The following is a 14,835-nucleotide window of genomic DNA, read 5'->3' as shown; positions in this document are numbered from 1 at the left end:
CGTCACGCGCCGCTCATCAACACCACCTCAAGGGTGCGCGGTCCATGTACTCCCTCGACCCGGTCGAGCTCGATGTCGCTGGTCGCGGAGGGCCCCGAGATCCAGGTCAGAGGCCGCGCAGGGTCGAGCCGTTCGAGGGCCTGCGGCACCGAGGCGACGACCTGTCCGGGCACCCGGACGACGCAGACGTGGTGGTCCGGCACCAGGGTGATGCGGCGGCGGCCCTGGTCCGGTGAGCCGTCCAGCACGATCGTGCCGGTCTCGGCGATCGCGACGGCGCACCCCGTCAGGACGCTGTCGACCCGGTCGAGCTCGTGCGGGGTGCTCACCGCGCGGTCGTGGATCCGCACGGGGCCGACGGCCGCCGGCCAGTGCGGCGGCAGCTCCGGCGGCACGAGCACGGTCCGGGAACCGCGCTCCGCGTACAGCCGCATCAGCAGACCGGCCACCTCGTCCTCCGTGCAGCGGTGCACGATCGCGCGGTAGTCCGCGAGGTTCTCCGCGAGCAGGTCCACGGTCTCCTCGGCGGTCCGCTCCCCGTGCTCGCGCGCGTACCCGCGGTCCACCGCCTGTTCGTACGCGAGGCCGTCGGCCGGCACGTCGGCGAGCGCCCGCCGCACGCGCCCCAGAACCCGGTCCCTGCCGCTCACCTGCCGTTTCCTTCCGTCGTACGGTCGTCTCCGCTGCCACCGCCGCCGCCCCGCGTGCGCTGCCACCAGTCACGGAACGGCTCCACCGGCACCTCCGGCAGATCCCGCGTCGCGCTCCACGCCCTGCCGGGCCCGGGGAGCGCGCGCGGATGGAGCCGCCGGGTCCGCGACGCCAGACGCTGACCCGCGCGGAGCGCACCCGGCCGGGCGAACGCGAGACCCGCCGCGCGCATCGCCGCCCGCTCCGCCGCGTGCCCCTTGGCGGGCTTCAGCGTCACCCTGTTGCCGCCCCGCGTCGCCTCGCCGCCCTGCACGACCCGCTCCCGCAGGTGCACGAGGACCTCGGGGATGTCGATCGCCACCGGGCACACCTCGTAGCAGGCCCCGCAGAGCGAGGACGCGTACGGCAGCGAGGCGTCGATCTCGCTCCCGGTGCCCCGGAGCTGCGGGCTGAGGATCGCGCCGATGGGCCCCGGGTAGACCGACCCGTACGCGTGCCCGCCCGCCCGCTCGTACACCGGGCAGACGTTGAGACACGCCGAGCAGCGGATGCAGCGCAGCGCCTGACGGCCCACCTCGTCGGCGAGGGTGTCGGTGCGGCCGTTGTCGAGCAGGACGAGGTGGAAGGTGCTCGGGCCGTCCTCGTCGGTCGTGCCCGTCCACATCGACGTGTACGGGTTCATGCGCTCGGCGGTCGAGGAGCGGGGGAGCGTCTGGAGGAACACTTCCAGGTCACGCCACGCGGGCACGACCTTCTCGATGCCGACGACGGAAATCAGCGTCTCGGGCAGCGTGAGGCACATCCGGCCGTTGCCCTCCGACTCCACGACGACCAGCGTGCCGGTCTCGGCGACCATGAAGTTGGCCCCGGAGATCCCCACCTTGGCGCGCAGGAACTTCTCCCGCAGGTGCAGCCGCGCCGCCTCCGCCAGCTCGGCCGGGGTGTCGGTGAGACCGTCCGGCGCCGGGCGGCCCCAGCCGGCCATCTCCTCGCGGAAAATGTCACGGATCTCCCCGCGGTTGCGGTGGATGGCGGGCACCAGGATGTGCGAGGGCCGGTCGTGGCCGAGCTGCACGATGAGCTCGGCGAGGTCGGTCTCGTAGGCACGGATGCCCTCCGCCTCCAGGGCTTCGTTGAGGCCGATCTCCTGCGTCGCCATCGACTTGACCTTGACGACCTCCGTCTCGCCGGTGGCCCGCACCAGGCCGGCGACGATGCGGTTCGCCTCCTCGGCGTCGGCCGCCCAGTGCACGGTGCCGCCCGCCCGCTCGACGGACTCCTCCAACTGCACGAGGTAGCGGTCGAGGTGGCGCAGCGTGTGGTCCTTGATCCGCTTGCCCGCCTCGCGCAGCCGGTCCCAGTCGGACAGCTCGGCGACGGCACGGGCCCGCTTGTCGCGGATGGTGTGCGTGGCGTGCCGCAGGTTGGCCCGCAGCGTGGTGTTCCCGACCGCCTCCCGCGCGGCCGCCGGGAACGCGGGCATGCCGACGAACGTGCCGCCGCTCATGACGAGGCCTCCTCTTCCGTGCTCGCCAGGATCTCCGCGATGTGCACGGGACGTACGGCCGTGCGCAGCCGGGTCATCGTCCCGCCGATGTGCATCAGGCAGGAGTTGTCCGCCGCGCACAGCACCTCCGCCCCGGTCGACTCGGCGTTGCGCACCTTGTCGGCGCCCATCGCGGCCGAGACGTCGGCGTTCTTCACGGCGAAGGTGCCGCCGAAACCGCAGCACTCCTCGGCGCCGGGCAGCTCGACCAACTCCAGTCCCTTGACCGCCCGCAGGAGCCGCGTGGGCCGGTCGGCGAGCCCCAGCGCGCGCAACCCGTGACAGGTCGGGTGGTACGTCACCGTGTGCGGGTAGTAGGCGCCCACATCGGTGACACCGAGGACGTCCACCAGGAACTCCGTGAGTTCGTACGTCTTCGGGACCACCGGCGCGACCGCCCGCGCCAGACCGCCGCCCCGGCCCTCCGCACGGGCCCGCTCACCCATGCGCGGGTACAGTTCCCGCACCATCGCCCCGCACGACCCCGACGGCGTCACGACCGCGTCGTACGCGTCCGAACCGAAGACATCGGAGAAATGCCGGGCCAGCGGCTCGGCCTGATGCCGATAGCCGGTGTTGTAGTGCGCCTGCCCGCAGCAGGTCTGCGCCATCGGGAAGTCGACGTCAACTCCCAGTCTGGTCAGCAGTTTCACCACGGCCCGACCCGTCCCCGGATACAGCGTGTCGTTGACGCAGGTCAGGAACAGAGCGACACGCATCGCGGGCTCCTCCCAGTCGGTCATCGGATGGATGCAGCGTACCCGGCAGCCCTCCGGCTCCACGTGTGTGCTGGACTGGCCCTGCGCAGACACCCATCCGCCACCCGCCAGGAGCCCCAGTGACCTTCTCGTACCGTCAGCCTGGAGTCGTACTCGCCGACCGCCGCTTCAGCGTGCCGCTCGACCACGACGACCCGACGGGGGAGCGGATCGAGATCTTCGCGCGCGAAGCGGTCTCTGCGTCACGCGGCGGCGCGGACCGGCCCTGGCTGGTCTACCTCCAGGGCGGCCCGGGGTTCGGTGCCACGCGCTTCAACGGCGCGGAGTCCTGGCTCGCCCGCGCCCTCCAGGACTACCGCGTCCTCCTCGTCGACCAGCGCGGCACCGGCAGCTCCACGCCCGCCAACCGCCAGACGCTCCCGCTGCGCGGCGGACCCCGCGAACAGGCCGACTACCTCGCCCACTTCCGCGCCGACTCCATCGTCCGCGACTGCGAGGCCATCCGTCCCCAGGTGACGGGCGGCGCCCCCTGGACCGTCCTCGGGCAGAGCTTCGGCGGCTTCTGCGCCACCCACTACCTGTCGTCGGCGCCCGAGGGCCTCGCCGCCGCCCTGATCACCGGCGGCCTGCCCACCCTCGACGGCCACGCGGACGACGTGTACCGCGCGGCCTACCCGCGCATGGAGCGCAAGACCGCAGCGCACTACGCCCGCTACCCCCAGGACGTCGAGCGCGCCCGCCGCATCGCCGCCCACCTCGCGGAGCACGACACCGTCCTGGAGGGCGGCTACAGGCTGACCGTCCCGGCCTTCCAGTCCCTCGGCATGCTCCTCGGCACGGGCGACGGCAGCCACCGCCTGCACTACCTCTTGGAGGACGCCTTCGTGCCCACCCCGGCCGGGCCCGCGCTCTCCGACGCCTTCCTGGAGAACATGCGTACGGCCCTCTCGTATGCGGGCAACCCGCTCTTCGCCGTCCTGCACGAGGCGATCTACGGCCAGGGCGGGCGCCCCACCGCCTGGTCGGCCGAGCGGACGCGCGGCGAGTTCCCGCAGTTCGACCCGGAGAAGACACTGGCGGGCGACGCCCCGCTGCTCTTCACCGGAGAGGCCGTGCAGCGCTGGATGTTCGACAGCGACCCGGCGCTGCGCCCCCTGCGCGAGACCGCCGACCTCCTCGCCGAGCGCACCGACTGGCCGCGCCTGTACGACACCGGACGCCTCGCCGCGAACGAGGTGCCGACGGCAGCGGCGATCTACCACGACGACCTGTACGTCGACACGGAGCACTCCCTGCGCACCGCCCGCGCCATCCGCGGCCTGCGCACCTGGGTCACCGACGAGTTCGAGCACGACGGACTGCGCGTCAGCGGACCACGCGTGCTCGACCGGCTCCTCGCACTGGTGCACGGCGAAGCCTGAGGCGCCGCGGCTAGGCTGGGAATCATGACCGAGCCGCAGACTTCAGCCGCCCCCGCCGACCAGCTCACCCCCATGCCCGAGGACTGGCGGCGCGCGCTCGCCGTCGTCGCCCACCCGGACGACCTGGAGTACGGGTGCGCGGCGGCCATCGCGGGCTGGACCGACGGCGGCCGGGAGGTCGCGTACCTCCTGGCCACCCGTGGCGAGGCCGGCATCGACACGATCGACCCCGCCACCTGCGGGCCGCTGCGCGAGCGGGAGCAGCGGGCGAGCGCCGCCGTCGTCGGCGTCGACACCGTGGAGTTCCTCGACCACAAGGACGGCGTCGTCGAGTACGGCACGGCGCTGCGCCGCGACATCGCCGCCGCGATCCGCAGGCACCGCCCCGAGCTGGTCATCACGCTCAACCACCGCGACACCTGGGGCGGCGTCGCCTGGAACACCCCCGACCACGTGGCCGTCGGCCGCGCCACGCTGGACGCCGCCGCGGACGCGGGCAACCGCTGGATCTTCCCGGAGCTCATCGCGGAGCAGGGCCTGGAGCCGTGGAACGGTGTGCGGTGGGTCGCCGTCGCCGGTTCGTCGACGCCCACGCACGCCGTGGACGCGACGGCCGGTCTGGAGCGTTCGGTGGCCTCGCTCCTCGAACACCGCACGTACATCGAGGCGTTGACGGACGAGGACCCCGAGAAGTACTGCCGTACGTTCCTGACGGGCAACGCGCAGTCCCTGGCGTCGCGCTTCGGAGGGAAGCCCGCGGTGGCGTTCGAGGTCTTCAGCCGTTGAGTCTTCAGTCGTCGCGCCGATGCGCGTAGCCTGCGCGCGTGATCGACACCATCGGCACGGACATCCCGGAGGGCGAGGAACGACTGCGCCTCGACGTCGAGGACGGACTCGGCGTCCTCACCCTCTGCCGGCCGCGCAAGCTCAACGCGTGGAGCTGGGAATCCACCCGCCAACTCGGCCTGTTCGCCGACCGGATCCGCTTCGACGGGTCCATCAGGGCGGTGTTGCTGCGCGCCGAGGGCCGGGCGTTCTGCGCGGGCATCGACGTCACGGCGCCGGGCGGCGCGATCACCGGCCGCTCCGGCGCCGAACGCACCCATCACTACTACGAGGGGCTGCGCTGGGCCCATGAGCGCTTCCGGGCCTTCGCCCGGCTCCCGCAGCCGGTCGTCGCGGCCGTCCAGGGGTACTGCCTGGGCTTCGGCTTCGAACTGGCGCTCATGGCCGACGTACGGATCGCGGCGGACGACGCGGTCTTCGCGCTGCCCGAGGCGGGCCTCGGCGTCGCCGTGGACGCGGGCGGCGACCTGCGCATCGCCCGCGAGGCCGGTGCGGGGTGGGCGAAGCTGCTCGCCCTCACCGGCCGCCGGATCGAAGCGCCCACGGCGGAACGCCTGCGACTCGTCCAACAGTTCGTGCCGACAGCGGAGTTGAGCGGGACGTCCCGCGCCCTGGCGGCGGAGATCGCGGCGAACGCGCCGCTCGCCGTGCAGGGCATCAAGCGCGGCATCGACGCGTACGCCGACGCGGGGATGACCGAGGCCCTCGACCGCGTCGCGATGAACGCGGCGATCACCCTCACGTCGGAGGACTCCCGAGAGGGGTACGCGGCGAAGGCGGCGGGTCGGCCCGCGGCGTTCGAGGGGAAGTAGCGCCGCCGTCGAAAGCGGCCCTTCCCATCTGCTCCCGCACCGTCACCACCGGCGCACCGACCAGGCCCCTGCGCTGCCAGTTCGCGCCGTCGACCACCAGCGTGTGACCCGTGATGAAGCGGGCGTACGGGGACGCCAGGAACGTGGCGGCCCAGCCCAGTTCACGGGGCAGGCCGACGCGCAGGGCGGGCTGGCGGGCGGCCAGGGGTCCGGCCGGGTCCAGGTTGCCGCGGATGTCCGCGGTCATGTCGTCGTGCGGCATCAGCCCCGGCACCAGGCCGTTGACCTGAATGCCGTACGGCCCCCACTCCACCGCGAGGGTCTCCACCAGGCTCTTCACCCCGGCCTTGGCCGCCGCGCCGTGCGCGAATCCGGGGCCGCCCGTCCACGCGTACGACGCCCCGATGTCGATGACCGAACCAGGGACGCCCGCGGCCAGATGACGGCGGCCGAACTCCCGCGTCATCAGGAACGTGCCCGTGAGCGTGGTGTCCACGACCGCACGCCAGGCGCCCGGCGACATGTCCTCGGCGGGCACGGGAAAGTTGGCGGCGGCGTTGTTCACCAGCACCCCCGGCAGCCCGTACGCCTCCCGCGCCGCGTCGAAGACCTCGGCGACGCGGTCGGCGTCCCGGATGTCGCAGACCGCGGCCGTCACGCGTCCGCCCAGCGCGGCCAGTTCGTCCCGCGCCGCCCTGAGCCGGTCCTCGTTGCGGCTCGCGATCACCAGATCGGCGCCCAGCCGCGCGAACTCGGCGGCGACCGCCTTGCCCAGACCCGTTCCGCCACCCGTGACGAGGACGACCGTCCCGTCGTACGTGCCCGGCGGCAGGGCGGTCGCGCCCAGCGGGGGAGGCGGGGGCAGTCCGGGCAGCCCGCCGGACCCGCCCGGCGTGTCGTGGTCCGTCATGCGCGCATGGATACCTCGTGCGAGGCAAAACCTCCATCGACATGACAGGGGAGAACCGTGGCGGACCGCATCGGGATCATCGGCGTCGGCGAGATGGGCCGGGCCATGGTGGACGGCTTGTGCGACGGCGCCCGGAAGCCGACGGAGATCCACCTGTCGGCGCGGTCCGCGACCTCCTGGTTGTCGGCGCACACCCGTACGTTCGGGTAGCGGTGGGCCAACCCGGCGGCGGTACGGGCCCCGCGAGGCGAGAAGCGTCGGCGTCGACGAGGTGCGTGACCTGCTCGGCACCGCCGCCCCCGTGGTGCGGGCCATCCCGCTGCCCGCCGTGCGTGAGCGCAGGTCCGTCACCGTGACCTTCCCGGCCCACCCGGTCGTCGACACCTTCTTCGACGGGCTCGGCGGCGCGCTGCCCGTCGCGGCGAGGCGGACCACACCGTGTCCTCCACGCTGACGGGCACGCTGAGCGCCCACTACGCGTACCTGGCGACCCTCACCGACTGGGCCGCCCGGCAGGGCATCCCGGCCCGGGAGGCCGACCGGTACGTCCGCGGCCTCTTCCAGGCCGTCGGACGCGCCCGCGGCGACGAGACGCGCTCACCGAAGGGGCTGGCGGGCGACCACGAGACGCCCGGCGGCAGCAACGAGCGCATCCGCACCACGTGGTTCGACGCGGGCAACGCCGAGTCCCTCACAAGGCACTCGACGCGCTCCTCACCCACCTCCGGTAGGCGACCGCCGGCCGTCAGGCGGTGTCCGCCTCGTCGGGCACCGCGTTGTCCGCCGGGGCGTCGCTGCGTCCGTAGTGGTGCGTCGTGAACATGTACAGCAGTCCCGCGGCCACCACGACGCCGCCGCTCAGCAGCACGATCCAGTTGTCGTACCAGGGTGCCTCGGGCGTGCGGGGCCAGGCGATGTTGACGATGGCGAAGATCCCGTAGGCGAGCGCCCCGACGTTGACCAGCAGCCCCCACCGCCCGAGCCGGTACTCGCCGCTCGGCTTCCACCCCTTCAGGCGGGCCCGCAGCGCGGCGAGGACGACCATCTGGAACGACGCGTAGATGCCGAGGATCGCGAAGGACACGATCTTCGTCAGGGCGTCCTCCGAGATGAGCGAGCCGACGGCGATCAGCGCGGGCACGACAGCCGCGATGAACAACGCGTACGGCGGGACCGCGCGGGCCGACGAGAACTTCCGCAGCAGCCGGTGACCGAAGATCATCTCGTCGCGGGCGTACGAGTAGATCAGCCGTCCGGCGGCGGCCTGCAGGCTGATCGTGCAGGACAGGAAGGAGATGAGGACGACGGCCATGACCGTGCGCGCGCCCGCCTCGCCGAGGGCGTCGAAAAGGACCCTGACCACCGGGTCCGGGTCCTTCCCCGAGATGACGGCCCGGTAGTCGACGACGGCGAGGAGCAACGTCAGACAGGTGAACGTCGCCGCCGCTCCGCCGACGTAGATGGTGCGGCGCATCGCCTTCGGGATGACCTTGCCGGGGTGCTTGACCTCCTCGGCGACGTCTCCGCACGCCTCGAAGCCGTAGTACTGGTAGAAGCCGATGATCGCCGCGCCGAGGAAGACGGGCAGATAGGAGCTGTCACCGGCCGCGCCGTAGTCGTCGAAGAGGACGCCGAGGCCGTGGAAGCGGTGCGTGGTCAGCAGGATGATGCCGACGACGAGCGCACCGAGCAGCTCCGCGCTGAACCCGATGAGCGCCGCCCACGAAAGGGCCTTCGTGCCCGCGTAGTTGATGAGAACGGAGATCACGATCAGCGCGATGGTGCACAGCACCGTGGTGTGCACGGTCGGGCGGAAACCGAGCAGGATCGCGATGTAGGGTCCAGCGCCGTACGCGACGCTGGTGATGGTGACGAGCAGCGCCCACATGTAGACCCAGCCGGTCATCCACGCCCAGCGCACGCCCCAGAGCCGCCGCGCCCACGGGTAGACGCCGCCCGCGACGGGATACTGCGCGACGACCTCGCCGAAGACGAGGGCGACGAGGAACTGCCCGCACCCCGCCATGACGAACGCCCAGATCATGGGCGGCCCGCCGTCGGCGAGGGCCGTGCCGAAGAGGGTGTACGTGCTGACCACGGGGGAGAGGTAGGTGAAGCCCAGGGCGAAGTTCGCCCACGGCCCCATCTCCTTGCGGAACTCCGACTTCGCTTCCCCGGGGGCCGTCTCGGCGTCCGCGGTTCCGTCCGGGGTGCCAGGGGAGGTCACTGGTGGGCCCCTTCCGTGCCCGCGGCCCCGGGGGCGGGCCTAGCCATGATGAGGTCCGCGGCGCGTTCGGCGGCGAGGAGCACCGTGACCATCGGGTTGATGGTCGGCATGGTCGGGAAGATGGACGCGTCGACGATGCGCAGACCATCGTGTCCGCGCAGCCGCAGCTCCGGGTCGACGACCGCCATCGGGTCGTCCTCGGCGCCCATGCGGCAGGTTCCCGCCGGGTGGTAGACGGTGTGCGCGGCCCGTCGCCCGTACTCGGAGAGGTCCGCGTCCGACTGCACGTCCGGGCCGGGGGCGACCTCGCGCAGCAGCCAGTCGCTGAGCGGGGCCGTGGCGGCCACTTCCCGTGCGATGCGCAGACCGTCGACGATCGTGCGCTCGTCGTGCCCCTCCGGGTCCGTGAAGTACCGGAAGTCCAGGGCCGGTTTGACGGCCGGGTCGGCGCTGCGCAGCCACATGCGGCCGATGGACCGGGCGCGCGGCACGTTCGGCGTCATGCAGACACCGTGCTCGGGAACGGGATAGCCGAGACGTTCCGTATTGACCGTGAACGGCACTTGGTAGAAGTGGAACATCAGGTCGGGGCGCGGCCCGCCCGCCGCGTCGCGCCGCAGGAAGAGACCGGCGTCGGAGTCCATGGCGGAGTTGGGCGGCAGCGGCCCGCTCGTCTCCCACACCATCACCGACTCGGGGTGGTCCAGGAGGTTCTCCCCGATGCCCGGCAGATCCGCGCGGACCTCGATGCCGAGGTCGCGCAGCTGATCGGCGGGGCCGATCCCGGAGAGCATCAGGAGCCGGGGCGTGTCGATGGCGCCGGCGCAGAGCAGGACCTCAGCCTCCGCCTCCAGGATCGACACCGAGCCGTCCGGGTTGCGGACCTGCACGCGGGTGAAGCGGCCCTCCTCATCGCGCAGCAGCCGGTACGCCCACGTCTCCAGACGGAGCGTCAGGTTCGGACGGTCCAGGATGGGGTGCAGATAGGCGACCGACGCGGAGGAGCGGTTGTTGGTCTGCGGGTCGTACGCGAGGGAGAAGAAGCCGGCGCCGTCGGTGAACGGGCGGGCGTTGAAGTCCTCGACGACCGGGACGCCGAGTCGGCTCGTCGCCGCCGTCACGAAGTCCTGGGCGATCGGATTACGGTCGGCGGCGCCGACGGGCACGATCGTGTTCTGCAGCCGCGACCGGTACGGCAGGATCGTCTCCGGCCCCCATCCTTCGCAGCCGCTCGCCACCCACTCGTCGAGGTCCTGCGGGAACGGCAGGAAACTGATCAGGGTGTTGTGCGAGGAGCAGCCGCCGAGCACACGCGCCCGTGAGTGCAGGATGTGGGAGTTGCCCCGCGGCTGTTCCTCGGTGGTGTAGCCGTAGTCGAACTCGCCGCCGAGCAGGTTGATCCAGTTGCGGAGCTTCAGGATGCGGTCGTCGCCGACGTCGCTGGGTCCGCCCTCCACCACACAGACCCGGGACGCCGGGTCCTCGCTCAGGCGGGCGGCCAGTACGGAGCCCGCCGTACCGCCGCCGATGATCAGGTAGTCGTAGGTCGTCGTCTCGTCGGCCATGCCGTCGCCTTCCGTCTCGTCCGTGGAGTCCGCTCAGCCCTTGAACCAGCCGGAGGGACCCGGCCTGAGGTTCTGGTAGATGTGCTTGGCCTCCTGGTACTCGCGCAGGCCCGTCGGCCCGAGCTCCCGGCCGAAACCGGACATGCCGAAGCCGCCCCACTCCGCCTGCGGGACGTAGGGGTGGAAGTCGTTGATCCAGACCGTGCCGTGCCGCAGCCGGGCGGCGACCCGCTGGGCGCGGCTCGCGTCGTTCGTCCAGATGCCGCCCGCGAGGCCGTAACGGGTGTCGTTGGCCAGCTCCACGGCCTCGTCCTCGGAGCGGAAGCGCTCCACCGTGACGACCGGACCGAAGACCTCCTCCTGCACGATGCGCATGGAGCGGTCGCAGTCGGCGTAGATCGTGGGCAGCAGGAAGAAGCCGCGCGAGAGATCGGGGTCGTCCGGCCGACGGCCGCCGCACACCAGACGGGCGCCCTCCTCGCGGGCTACTTCCAGATAGCCCTCGACCTTGTCCCGGTGCTCCGCCGAGCTCAGCGGTCCGCTCTCCGTCTCCGGGTCGAGCCCGTTGCCGAGACGGATGGCCTGCGCGCGGGCGGCGAGCCGCTCCACGAAACGGTCGTGCAGGGAGTCCTCCACGAGCAGCCGGGAACCCGCCGAGCAGACCTGACCGGAGTGCAGGAACGATGCTTCCAGCGCATGGTCGACGGCCGTCTCGAAGTCGCAGTCGGCGAAGACCACGTTGGGGTTCTTGCCGCCGAGCTCCAGGGCGAGGTTCTTCACGCCCGGCGCGCACGCCTCCATGATGCGGCGCCCGGTGGCCAGACCGCCGGTGAAGGAGACCAGGTCCACCTCGGGGTGCGAGGACATGGCCGCGCCCACGGTGCCGCCCGGACCGAGCACCAGGTTCGCGACGCCCGCCGGAGCGCCCGCCTCGGCGATCAGCTTGATCATGTGGATCGTGGAGAGCGGCGTGATCTCACTGGGCTTGAGGACGAAGGTGTTGCCCGCGACCAGGGCGGGGGCGACCTTCCAGGAAGCCTGGAGCAGCGGGTAGTTCCACGGAGCGATCAGGGCGCAGACCCCGATGGGGTGGTACGTGACCCGGCTGAGCACGTCCGGGCCGACGTCCACGACACGGCCGCCGTCCTTGTCGGCGATCTCGGCGAAGTAGCGGAACGCGTTCGACACGTCCTCGACGTCGATGCGGGCCTCGGCGAGCGTCTTGCCCGTGTCGAGGGACTCGACGTGGGCGATCTCCTCCTGGTCCCGCAGCAGGAACCGCGACACCCTCAGGAGCACGTCGGCCCGCTCCCGAGTCGGCGCCGAGGACCAGTCGCCGCGGTCGAAGGCCCGCCGCGCGGCACGCACAGCGAGGTCCACGTCCGCCTCTCCGGCGTCGTCGACCTGCTGGACGACGGACGCGTCGAACGGATTGATCACGTCCCGCCGCGCCCCTTCGACGGCCCCCGTCCACTCCCCGTCGACGAACAGTTCCGGCATCGTGCGCTCCCTCGCTCTGGTCCCTGTCCGGTGCCGAAGCCGCAACCGGCACGCACACCGGCACCAACATCGTCCGAGCGGCCCGCGCGGGCTGCGGGGACGCACCGACGGGGGGAGGGTTGGGCGCAGATGTGACCTGGTTGGGCTAGGGACCGGCGCCGTGTGGCCGCGGTGCGAGAATCCCGCCATGGTCAACACCGAAGCGGTCAGCACAGAAGCGGTCAGCACAGAGTCGATCGGCACAGAGTCGATCAGCACAGAAGAGCCCGCCCGAACCGAGCTTCTCCCGGTTGGACCCGAACTCCGCCCCGTGGTCGAGCGATTGGCGCAGCTCTACCGTCACGACATGTCGGAGTTCATCGGCTACCTCCCCGAGCCCGACGGGACGTACGAGTTCGGCAAGCTGCCGGTGTTCTTCGCCGAGCCGGGACGGACGGCCCTGCTCATCCAGTACGGTTCCGTGCCCGCGGGCTTCGTGCTGACCCGCCCGATGGCCGAGGGCGCGACCTCGATCTCCGCGTTCTTCGTCGTACGGGCGCTCCGCAGACGCGGTGTCGGCCGGGAGGCCGCTCTCCAGCTGCTGCGCTCCCGGCCGGGCGCCTGGGCGATCGCGTTCCAGCCCGCCAACGCCGGGGCCGCCCGGTTCTGGCGCGGGGTCGCGACGGAGGCGGTCGGCTCCGCCTGGCGGGAGGAGTCGCGGCCCGTCCCCGCCTCCGTGGCCGCGAACGAGCCGGACGACCAGTGGATCCTGCTGGACACGGGCTCTATCCCGCAGTGAGTTCGTGGGTGCGGGCGCCGGCCGTTACGCGGGCCACCTCCGCCTCCAAGCGGGGTGAGAAGACGCCCGCCCGGCGCCTGGCCACCTCCACGTCGATGTCCGCCATGACGAGCTCCGCGTTGATCATCAGGCCGGCCCGGTAGCCCGCGCTCGCCGCGTTGATCACCTGTTCCATGGGGCTCGCCGCGTTGCCGACCGCCCAGACGCCCGGGACGCTGGTGCGGCCGGTCTCGTCCACCGTCGGGTACGGGCCGAAAGGGGTGTCCTTGTGCTCGGCCCCGAGATCGGCCAGGAGAGAGCCGCGCGCCACCGGCTTCGCCGCGACGAACAGCACCGAGCGGGGGAAGACCCGGCCGTCGGCGAGCCGCACGCCCGCCAGCCGGTCGTCCTCGACCGCGAGCCCGGCGACCTCGCCCTCGACGACCTGGACCCCGGCCGCGGCCAGACGCTCCCACTCCTCGTCCGGCAGGTCCCGCACGGTGTGCAGGAACAGGGTCACGTCCTTGGACCACTGGGTCACCAGGAGCGCCTGGTGGCTGTTGAAGGGCTCGGGGGCGAGGACGCCGAAGGACTCGTCCCGCACCTCCCAGCCGTGGCAGTACGGGCAGTGCAGCACGTCACGGCCCCAGCGCTCGGCGACGCCCGGCACGGCGGGCAGTTCGTCGACGAGGCCCGTGGCCACGACGACCCTGCGCGCGTGCACCTCGCCGCCGTCCGCGAGGGCGACCCGGAACTCCCCGGCGCCGTCAGGCCGCACGGCCGACACACGGTCGCGCACGGCCTCCACCCCGTACCGCTCCAGCTCCCGACGGCCCTCGGCGAGGAACTCGGCGGGCGGCATGCCGTCCCGCGACAGGTAGCCCTGCATGTGCGCGGCGGGCGCGTTGCGCGGCTCGCCCGCGTCGACCACGAGGACCCGTCGGCGGGAACGGCCGAGCACGAGCGCGGCGCTCAGCCCCGCGGTCCCTCCGCCGACGACCACCACGTCGTACGCCTGCCCGTTCCCCATGCCGATCTCCCTGTCCTGAGTGTTCTCGGTCATCGCGACCACCTCCACTCGCACCATGCCCCCGGTGGTGCGGAATCGACAAGCTGCCTTGCTGATACGGCAACAACTGGCATGATGGCGCCATGAGTGAAAAGCACGCCGGGCACGCCCGGGAGAGCGACGCCGCGGAACCGGAAGCCATGGACCAGGTCCTCACCGAGGTGGGGCCCCGGCTCCGCCGCATCCGCAAGGAGCGCGGCGCCACCCTCGCCGGTCTCTCCGCGGCCACCGGCATCTCCGTCAGCACCCTGTCGCGCCTGGAGTCCGGACACCGCAAGCCCAGCCTCGAACTGCTCCTGCCGATCGCCCGCGCCCACCAGGTCCCCCTGGACGAGCTGGTCGGCGCCCCGCCCGTCGGCGACCCGCGTGTGCGGGCCAAGCCGATCGTCCGGCACGGGCGCACCATGCTGCCACTGACCCGCCAGCCCGGCGGCCTCCAGGCGTACAAGGTCGTCGAACCCGCCCGCACCGCGCCCACCCCGGACCCGCAGACGCACGAGGGGTACGAGTGGCTGTACGTGCTCTCGGGCAGGCTGCGCCTGATCCTCGGCGACCACGACGTGGTGCTCGGGCCGGGGGAGGCCGCGGAGTTCGACACCCGGGTCCCGCACTGGTTCGGGGCGACGAGCGAGGGCGGCGCGGAGTTCATCAGCCTCTTCGGGCCGCAGGGGGAGCGCATGCACGTACGGGCCCGGCCCACCCGCAAGGGTGGGGCGGACTGAGCGGGCGGGGAGGGCGTCCGGGACTGTTCCCCTAAGGGCAAGCGACCGCTTAGTATGCGGTCGAGCACGGTCGACGACAGCCCCGTGGAG

At 72.3% G+C, this 14,835-nt stretch carries 15 protein-coding genes; 7 read left to right on the top strand and 8 right to left on the bottom strand.

Annotated features, from left to right (window positions below):
• Positions 1 to 2: 2 nt before the first annotated feature.
• Genes DEJ47_RS02885 through DEJ47_RS02875 form a run of 3 tightly spaced genes read right to left on the bottom strand, consistent with a single transcriptional unit; the run spans position 3 to position 2,916 of the window.
• Positions 3 to 650, bottom strand: coding sequence for a lactate utilization protein C (locus tag DEJ47_RS02885; protein WP_150164601.1), 648 nt, complete (start codon positions 648 to 650; stop codon positions 3 to 5).
• Positions 647 to 2,158 carry a LutB/LldF family L-lactate oxidation iron-sulfur protein gene (locus DEJ47_RS02880; RefSeq protein WP_150164599.1) on the bottom strand — a complete coding sequence of 504 codons (1,512 nt, stop codon included), beginning with the start codon at positions 2,156 to 2,158 and terminating at the stop codon, positions 647 to 649. Before DEJ47_RS02880 ends, DEJ47_RS02885 begins: the two co-directional genes overlap by 4 nt.
• Positions 2,155 to 2,916: a (Fe-S)-binding protein gene (locus DEJ47_RS02875; RefSeq protein WP_150164597.1), complete on the bottom strand. Its 762-nt coding sequence runs from the start codon at positions 2,914 to 2,916 to the stop codon at positions 2,155 to 2,157. Before DEJ47_RS02875 ends, DEJ47_RS02880 begins: the two co-directional genes overlap by 4 nt.
• A gap of 119 nt (positions 2,917 to 3,035) precedes the next feature.
• Here DEJ47_RS02875 and DEJ47_RS02870 point away from each other — a divergent pair, with 119 nt between their 5' ends.
• Genes DEJ47_RS02870 through DEJ47_RS02860 form a run of 3 tightly spaced genes read left to right on the top strand, consistent with a single transcriptional unit; the run spans position 3,036 to position 5,995 of the window.
• Positions 3,036 to 4,337: an alpha/beta fold hydrolase gene (locus DEJ47_RS02870; RefSeq protein WP_150164595.1), complete on the top strand. Its 1,302-nt coding sequence runs from the start codon at positions 3,036 to 3,038 to the stop codon at positions 4,335 to 4,337.
• Positions 4,338 to 4,361: 24 nt separating this feature from the next.
• The gene (locus DEJ47_RS02865) at positions 4,362 to 5,123 is read left to right on the top strand and encodes a PIG-L deacetylase family protein (protein ID WP_150164593.1); all 762 of its coding nucleotides are present in this window, start codon (positions 4,362 to 4,364) and stop codon (positions 5,121 to 5,123) included.
• A gap of 38 nt (positions 5,124 to 5,161) precedes the next feature.
• On the top strand, positions 5,162 to 5,995 hold the full coding sequence (locus DEJ47_RS02860; RefSeq protein WP_150164591.1) for an enoyl-CoA hydratase/isomerase family protein: 834 nt from the start codon (positions 5,162 to 5,164) through the stop codon (positions 5,993 to 5,995).
• Here the strand turns inward: DEJ47_RS02860 and DEJ47_RS02855 are convergent.
• Positions 5,922 to 6,905 carry an SDR family oxidoreductase gene (locus tag DEJ47_RS02855; RefSeq protein WP_190415246.1) on the bottom strand — a complete coding sequence of 328 codons (984 nt, stop codon included), beginning with the start codon at positions 6,903 to 6,905 and terminating at the stop codon, positions 5,922 to 5,924. The two genes, DEJ47_RS02860 and DEJ47_RS02855, sit on opposite strands and share 74 nt — an antisense overlap.
• 57 nt (positions 6,906 to 6,962) lie before the next feature.
• Between DEJ47_RS02855 and DEJ47_RS36235 the strand changes: the two genes are divergently transcribed.
• On the top strand, positions 6,963 to 7,115 hold the full coding sequence (locus DEJ47_RS36235) for an NAD(P)-binding domain-containing protein (protein WP_164440791.1): 153 nt from the start codon (positions 6,963 to 6,965) through the stop codon (positions 7,113 to 7,115).
• 61 nt (positions 7,116 to 7,176) lie between these two features.
• Positions 7,177 to 7,359, top strand: a complete 183-nt coding sequence (locus DEJ47_RS36230; RefSeq protein ID WP_190415244.1) for a hypothetical protein — start codon at positions 7,177 to 7,179, stop codon at positions 7,357 to 7,359.
• 291 nt (positions 7,360 to 7,650) lie between these two features.
• On the opposite strand, the gene DEJ47_RS02840 is transcribed toward DEJ47_RS36230, so the two are convergent.
• Genes DEJ47_RS02840 through DEJ47_RS02830 form a run of 3 tightly spaced genes read right to left on the bottom strand, consistent with a single transcriptional unit; the run spans position 7,651 to position 12,197 of the window.
• On the bottom strand, positions 7,651 to 9,132 hold the full coding sequence (locus DEJ47_RS02840) for an APC family permease (protein WP_223828208.1): 1,482 nt from the start codon (positions 9,130 to 9,132) through the stop codon (positions 7,651 to 7,653).
• Positions 9,129 to 10,697, bottom strand: a complete 1,569-nt coding sequence (locus DEJ47_RS02835; RefSeq protein WP_150164589.1) for a GMC family oxidoreductase — start codon at positions 10,695 to 10,697, stop codon at positions 9,129 to 9,131. The genes DEJ47_RS02840 and DEJ47_RS02835 overlap by 4 nt, the downstream gene beginning before the upstream one ends.
• Positions 10,698 to 10,730: 33 nt before the next feature.
• Positions 10,731 to 12,197 carry an aldehyde dehydrogenase family protein gene (locus DEJ47_RS02830; protein WP_150164587.1) on the bottom strand — a complete coding sequence of 489 codons (1,467 nt, stop codon included), beginning with the start codon at positions 12,195 to 12,197 and terminating at the stop codon, positions 10,731 to 10,733.
• A 187-nt stretch (positions 12,198 to 12,384) separates the two neighbouring features.
• Here DEJ47_RS02830 and DEJ47_RS02825 point away from each other — a divergent pair, with 187 nt between their 5' ends.
• Entirely contained in the window at positions 12,385 to 12,975 is a 591-nt protein-coding gene (locus tag DEJ47_RS02825; RefSeq protein ID WP_362638405.1) for a GNAT family N-acetyltransferase, read from the top strand.
• Here the strand turns inward: DEJ47_RS02825 and DEJ47_RS02820 are convergent.
• Positions 12,962 to 14,017, bottom strand: coding sequence for an NAD(P)/FAD-dependent oxidoreductase (locus tag DEJ47_RS02820; RefSeq protein WP_150164584.1), 1,056 nt, complete (start codon positions 14,015 to 14,017; stop codon positions 12,962 to 12,964). The genes DEJ47_RS02825 and DEJ47_RS02820 overlap by 14 nt on opposite strands.
• A gap of 89 nt (positions 14,018 to 14,106) precedes the next feature.
• On the opposite strand from DEJ47_RS02820, the gene DEJ47_RS02815 reads away from it, so the two are divergent.
• Positions 14,107 to 14,745 carry a helix-turn-helix domain-containing protein gene (locus DEJ47_RS02815; RefSeq protein WP_398338137.1) on the top strand — a complete coding sequence of 213 codons (639 nt, stop codon included), beginning with the start codon at positions 14,107 to 14,109 and terminating at the stop codon, positions 14,743 to 14,745.
• Positions 14,746 to 14,835: the final 90 nt, after the last annotated feature.

Source organism: Streptomyces venezuelae (assembly GCF_008642355.1).
GTDB classification, from domain to species: domain Bacteria; phylum Actinomycetota; class Actinomycetes; order Streptomycetales; family Streptomycetaceae; genus Streptomyces; species Streptomyces venezuelae_B.
This window is presented reverse-complemented; position numbering and strand designations above follow the sequence as displayed.

What these genes read in the sequence shown, in the direction of transcription:
- DEJ47_RS02880 (WP_150164599.1), bottom strand. Translation starts at nt 2,158, where the DNA reads ATGAGCGGCGGCACGTTCGTCGGCATGCCCGCGTTCCCGGCGGCCGCG.
- DEJ47_RS02875 (WP_150164597.1), bottom strand. Translation starts at nt 2,916, where the DNA reads ATGCGTGTCGCTCTGTTCCTGACCTGCGTCAACGACACGCTGTATCCG.
- DEJ47_RS02865 (WP_150164593.1), top strand. Translation starts at nt 4,362, where the DNA reads ATGACCGAGCCGCAGACTTCAGCCGCCCCCGCCGACCAGCTCACCCCC.
- DEJ47_RS02855 (WP_190415246.1), bottom strand. Translation starts at nt 6,905, where the DNA reads ATGACGGACCACGACACGCCGGGCGGGTCCGGCGGGCTGCCCGGACTG.
- DEJ47_RS02835 (WP_150164589.1), bottom strand. Translation starts at nt 10,697, where the DNA reads ATGGCCGACGAGACGACGACCTACGACTACCTGATCATCGGCGGCGGT.
- DEJ47_RS02830 (WP_150164587.1), bottom strand. Translation starts at nt 12,197, where the DNA reads ATGCCGGAACTGTTCGTCGACGGGGAGTGGACGGGGGCCGTCGAAGGG.
- DEJ47_RS02825 (WP_362638405.1), top strand. Translation starts at nt 12,385, where the DNA reads ATGGTCAACACCGAAGCGGTCAGCACAGAAGCGGTCAGCACAGAGTCG.
- DEJ47_RS02820 (WP_150164584.1), bottom strand. Translation starts at nt 14,017, where the DNA reads ATGACCGAGAACACTCAGGACAGGGAGATCGGCATGGGGAACGGGCAG.
- DEJ47_RS02815 (WP_398338137.1), top strand. Translation starts at nt 14,107, where the DNA reads ATGAGTGAAAAGCACGCCGGGCACGCCCGGGAGAGCGACGCCGCGGAA.